Annotated in this window: 3 protein-coding genes, 2 pseudogenes and 1 other annotated feature; all 5 genes and pseudogenes read left to right on the top strand. The window is 26.9% G+C overall.

The window, feature by feature from the left end; all coding sequences use genetic code 11:
• Nucleotides 1–24: 24 nt before the first annotated feature.
• The gene (locus E6248_RS13145; protein ID WP_316341245.1) at nucleotides 25–2,169 is read left to right on the top strand and encodes a GGDEF domain-containing protein; all 2,145 of its coding nucleotides are present in this window, start codon (nucleotides 25–27) and stop codon (nucleotides 2,167–2,169) included.
• Between the two features lie 68 nt (nucleotides 2,170–2,237).
• Nucleotides 2,238–2,458 (top strand) — a binding site (T-box leader).
• 122 nt (nucleotides 2,459–2,580) lie between these two features.
• Nucleotides 2,581–3,405 (top strand): annotated as a pseudogene (aspS, locus tag E6248_RS13140) (aspartate--tRNA(Asn) ligase); the annotation flags it as partial.
• 105 nt (nucleotides 3,406–3,510) lie between these two features.
• On the top strand, nucleotides 3,511–3,894 hold the full coding sequence (locus tag E6248_RS13135) for a VOC family protein (RefSeq protein WP_316341244.1): 384 nt from the start codon (nucleotides 3,511–3,513) through the stop codon (nucleotides 3,892–3,894).
• A gap of 105 nt (nucleotides 3,895–3,999) precedes the next feature.
• Complete coding sequence (locus tag E6248_RS13130) at nucleotides 4,000–4,407, top strand: VOC family protein (protein WP_316341243.1); 408 nt, start codon at nucleotides 4,000–4,002, stop codon at nucleotides 4,405–4,407.
• Between the two features lie 310 nt (nucleotides 4,408–4,717).
• A pseudogene (locus E6248_RS13125) lies at nucleotides 4,718–4,931 on the top strand (hypothetical protein); the annotation flags it as partial.

The following is a 4,931-nucleotide window of genomic DNA, read 5'->3' as shown; positions in this document are numbered from 1 at the left end:
ATATAAAGGAAGGGAGAATAAGAGATGAGCTGTAAGACATTGATAACACTAAGAAAAAGTAAAACTTTTATTGTAATGTTAATAGTCATTATGTGTACCATTATTTATCCAAAGAGTGTAAGTGCTGAGGAAAATAAAATAATTAGAGTCGGATTTCCAAGTGTAAGTGGTTTCACCGAAAAAAAAGATGGAGTTTACACAGGATATGCCTATGAATATTTAAGGGAGATATCCATATATACAGGTTGGCAATATGAATTTGTAGAAAAGAACCTAGAAGAACTTTTAGAAGACTTACGAAATGGTGAGATTGATATTTTAGCAGGAATGATTAAAAATGAAGCGACTATACAGATTTATGACTTTCCTAAATATGATTCAGGTAAGACATATACTACTTTAGCAGTTTTAGACAATAATAGCTTTGATGAATCAAAATACATTATATTAGATGGAATGAAAGTGGGTTATCTTGAAAAAAATGTGAATGGCCCAAATGATTTTAAAGAATTCTGTGAAGAAAATAAGATTAAGGATATTGACCTCATTTCATATTCAGGTGGTAATGGAAGACCTTTTCTGTTAGAAAAAATGAAGGATGGAGAAGTAGATGCTATTATAGGAGGAGACTTAACTGTAGATAGTAACGAAAATGTTATTGCTAAATTTGGAGAAAAACCACATTACTTTGCTACCACCAAGGGAAATTCAGAAGTCATAGAGGGGCTAAATAGAGCTATTTATAAAATTAAAGACGATAATCCTTATTTTGACCAAACCCTTTATAATAAATACTTTGTGAATAATTACAATAATAATTTAGTAATGACTAAAGATGAGGTAAATTATATAAAAAATATGAACCCAATAAGGTCAGCATATGTTGATGGTTTAATGCCTATTCAATATTATGATGAAGGTACAAACCAACCAAAAGGAATTTTTATTGATGCTATGAATTTAATATCAGAAAGAACTGGAATTAAATTTGATTTTGTTAGAGCTAAAACCTATAATGAAGCCTATGAAATGATAGTAGATGGTAAAGTTGATATAATTATTGGGGCAGTAAATGACTATTCAATTGGAGATAAATATGATTTTATGCTAACAAAAGTATATTCAAATCATGAGGTATTAAAAGTAGTAAATAAGGGAAAATACAACAATGAAGATAAAGAGATAATTGCTTTGCCAATAGGTCATGGTCCTATTAATTCAATTGATGATGAGTACGAAATTAAATATTATAATAATATCGAAGAATGTTTAAAGGCTGTTAATGAAGGCAAAGTAACCTCAACTTATGGTAACAGTTATTCTATCTCTAATTATAGTGCAGTGGGATACTATAATAATATAAAAGTTATTTATACTGGAGAGGAAAGCGAAATAACAGTGGGAATATCAAATAAAATGGATAGTTATGCAAGAGATATTCTTAATAAAGCTGTGTATAGTTTATCTGATAAAGATATAGAAAATATTGTTCAGAAGAATACCTTAAATATTAAGCATTCTATTAGTATAAAAGATTTTTTCTATACTAATTTAGTTTTATGTTTAACTATAATTAGTATAGTTTTGATTATAATTTTTACATTGATTTACATAATATTCAAAATGAGATTTAATAAAATGAAGGAAGATAAGCAAAGATTATTTGAAAAAACACAGATAGATTCATTAACAGGAGTTTACAATAGAGAAGCTTGTGAGAAATTAGTTGTGGAATATTTAAAGGAAAAAGATGTCTCATTATATTGTGCGTTTATTATCATAGATATAGACTATTTTAAACAGATAAATGATCGCTTAGGACATAAGAGAGGAGATGATTTATTAGCAGATTTTAGCAAAGTATTAAAAGAGTCTTTTTCAAATAAGGATATTGTTTCTCGTTTAGGGGGAGATGAATTTATTGTTTTTATAAAAGATATTGAGGAAAATAAGATAGGGAATATTGAAGAAACACTAAAGAAAGTGTGTAAATTAATGGATAAGGAAATAGAGTATAATGGTATTAATCAAAGGATATCTCTTAGTTTAGGTTGCGTTATTACAAAATTTAACAAGAGTTTTAATAAATTATATACTATTGCCGATGAAACACTCTATGAAGTAAAGCGTAATGGTAAGAATGGGTATAAGATAAAAAAGCTTAATTAACTTAATGTATTTTTACCAATAGTTCTATTAATATGTTTAAGCCTATTTTATTAATAAAATATACAAAAGTAAATTCTTTGAAGGAAAAAGTAGATATTGTTAGTATCCAAAGCGAGTAGAGTTGGTGAGAGCCTATGAGAAAGGCAATATTGAAGGACATTCTGGAGAGGCTTATTTGAAATATAAAGTAGGATAAGACGGGTATCCTCCGTTATAGGGACTTGAAATGATAATCTATTAATACATTGTTGAATTAGGATGGTACCGTGGATATGCATTCACTCCTATTGGGAGTGGATGCTTTTTTATATATAAAAGAGCTCATTATATAGAGAGTATTGTCTTAATTTAAGTAAACATTATTAAAAAAGGGTGGTACCGCAAACAATTTGCCCCTTGAGTTTTTTACTCAAGGGGATTATTGAAGGAGCAGAAGGTGGCACAGAAGTTTTTGAGGTGAAGTATTTTGAAGAAAAAGCTTATTTAGCACAAAGTCCTCAATTTTATAAACAAATGATGGTTGCTTCAGGCTTTGAAAGAGTATTTGAAGTAGGTCATGCTTATAGGGCTGAAGAGCACAATACTAATAGACACCTTAATGAATATATAAGTATGGATTTAGAAATAGGATTTATTGAAGATGAATTTGATATTATGGATTTAGAAGAAAATCTATTAAAATATATTATAGAATCATTAAAAATTAACAGTAAAGAGTATTTAGATTTATTGCAAGTTGAATTACCAACAATTCATAATAAAATACCTAGGATTAAATTTGAAGAAGCAATTAATATATTAAAAGAAAATTATAATAAAAATGATTTAAAGGGAGATCTAGATCCAGAGACAGAGAAACTTTTATGTAAATATGTAAAGGAAAATTTAAATAGTGATTTTGTATTTTTAACTAATTATCCAAGAAAAAAGAGACCTATGTATACAATGCCTCTCGGAGAAGAAGGAACACATAGTTTTGATTTATTATTTAAAGGAATAGAGATAACTACTGGTGGTCAAAGAATACATGATTATAAAAGGTTATTAGAAAATATGAAGTATAAAGGAGTAGATCCCAATAATTATGAAAGTTATTTAGAAATATTTAAATATGGGATGCCAAGGCATGGAGGGTTAGCAATTGGACTAGAGAGGATAACCGCTAAACTTCTAGGCTTAGAAAATGTAAGAGAAGCAACATTGATCACTAGGGATAGGAAAAGACTTATACCATAATATTAATTGATAATAATTGTTGCATAAATCATTACAGCAAATTTGAATATGATGTATAATATTGTTAATAATAAATTTTATTAATAAAAAATAGGAAGTGTTTTTATGATTAATATATTAGGTCAAGTTATGGTTTATGTATATAACCAGGATGAAGCAGTAAAGTTTTGGACTGAGAAAGTAGGTTTTACTGTTATATCAGAAGAAGATAATGGTGAAGGGATGAGGTGGATTGAAATAGCACCTCAAAAGGATTCACAAACAACTATTGTACTACATAATAAAGAATTAATTGAAAAAATGAATTCAGGAATTAATTTAGGAACTCCATCATTATTGTTTTTCACTGATGATATAGAAAAATTATATAAAAAGTTAACTAATAATAATGTAACTGTAGGAGAAATAATAAATATGCCTACAGGTAAAACTTTTAATTTTGCAGATAGTGAAGAAAATTATTTTGCAGTAATTGAAAAAATAAAATAAGAACTATGATTTAAAACAAAAGGTTTAGTTTATAAATATAAGCCTTTTGTTTTATTTTTTAAGAGATAGTATAATTATTAATAAATATATTAAGGAGAAAGACATATGAGTATAAAAATGATACATCATGTATGTATTCAAACAGAAAAATATAATGAATCACTAGATTTCTACACAAGAATACTAGGATTTGAGATAGTTAGTGAAACAGCTAATTTTCATGGGAGAGATTTTAATACATGGATTAAACTAGGCAGTTTTATGATAGAGCTTCAAACACCCAAAAAAGGTGATGCATTTAATAAATGGAGTTCCTTAAACTCAGGGCCAGTTCATTTAGCCTTTATGGTTGATAATGTAGAAGAGGAGTATGAAAGAATTAAATCTTTAGGACATAAGGATTTTAAATTGAAAAATGGTGAAGAAGTTTATAAAGTACTTGGACAGAGTTTATTAAAAATAAAGGCTCCAGAAGGAACTGAAATAGAGGTGAGAGATACTGATATTACATAAAATTTATTTATAAGAACTTAGATTTAAAAGCACTATTCTTACAGGATAGATGCTTTTTTTATTTATAGGGCTATGTTTCATTAGAAAAGACAAAAAAAGTATAAAAACTAAAATTTTATTGTACAAAACAATACAAAATATAACTATACTTTAATTAAGTGTTTAAAAAAGGGTAGCTGATAGTTATATATATTCTATTTCATTCAATGCTGATATATTCATTATAAATTATTGTCATATAATAGAAATATAAATAGACTATTAAAGATATTATTAATTATATGTATTAAGGATTTATGGAGGAAAAATAGTGAGAAAAATAATTTGTGTATTATTAGTATCTATTACTTTAGTATTAACAGGATGTGAAAAAACTCTTGAAGAACCAATAGGATTTAATAATGGAACTTTAATTATAGATATTTTTTCAAATGAAAATTTTATAACATATGCTTCTGCCTATAATTATACAAATGGAAATAAATACTTTTTAGAGTTATCGGTAAATATCGATAATACTGATG

This window comes from Clostridium sp. (assembly GCF_032552055.1).
Taxonomy (GTDB): Bacteria; Bacillota; Clostridia; order Clostridiales; family Clostridiaceae; genus Clostridium.
This window is presented reverse-complemented; position numbering and strand designations above follow the sequence as displayed.

Excerpts from the sequence above, each read along its gene's own strand:
- E6248_RS13130 (WP_316341243.1), top strand. The coding sequence starts at position 4,000 with ATGAGTATAAAAATGATACATCATGTATGTATTCAAACAGAAAAATAT.
- E6248_RS13145 (WP_316341245.1), top strand. The coding sequence starts at position 25 with ATGAGCTGTAAGACATTGATAACACTAAGAAAAAGTAAAACTTTTATT.
- E6248_RS13135 (WP_316341244.1), top strand. The coding sequence starts at position 3,511 with ATGATTAATATATTAGGTCAAGTTATGGTTTATGTATATAACCAGGAT.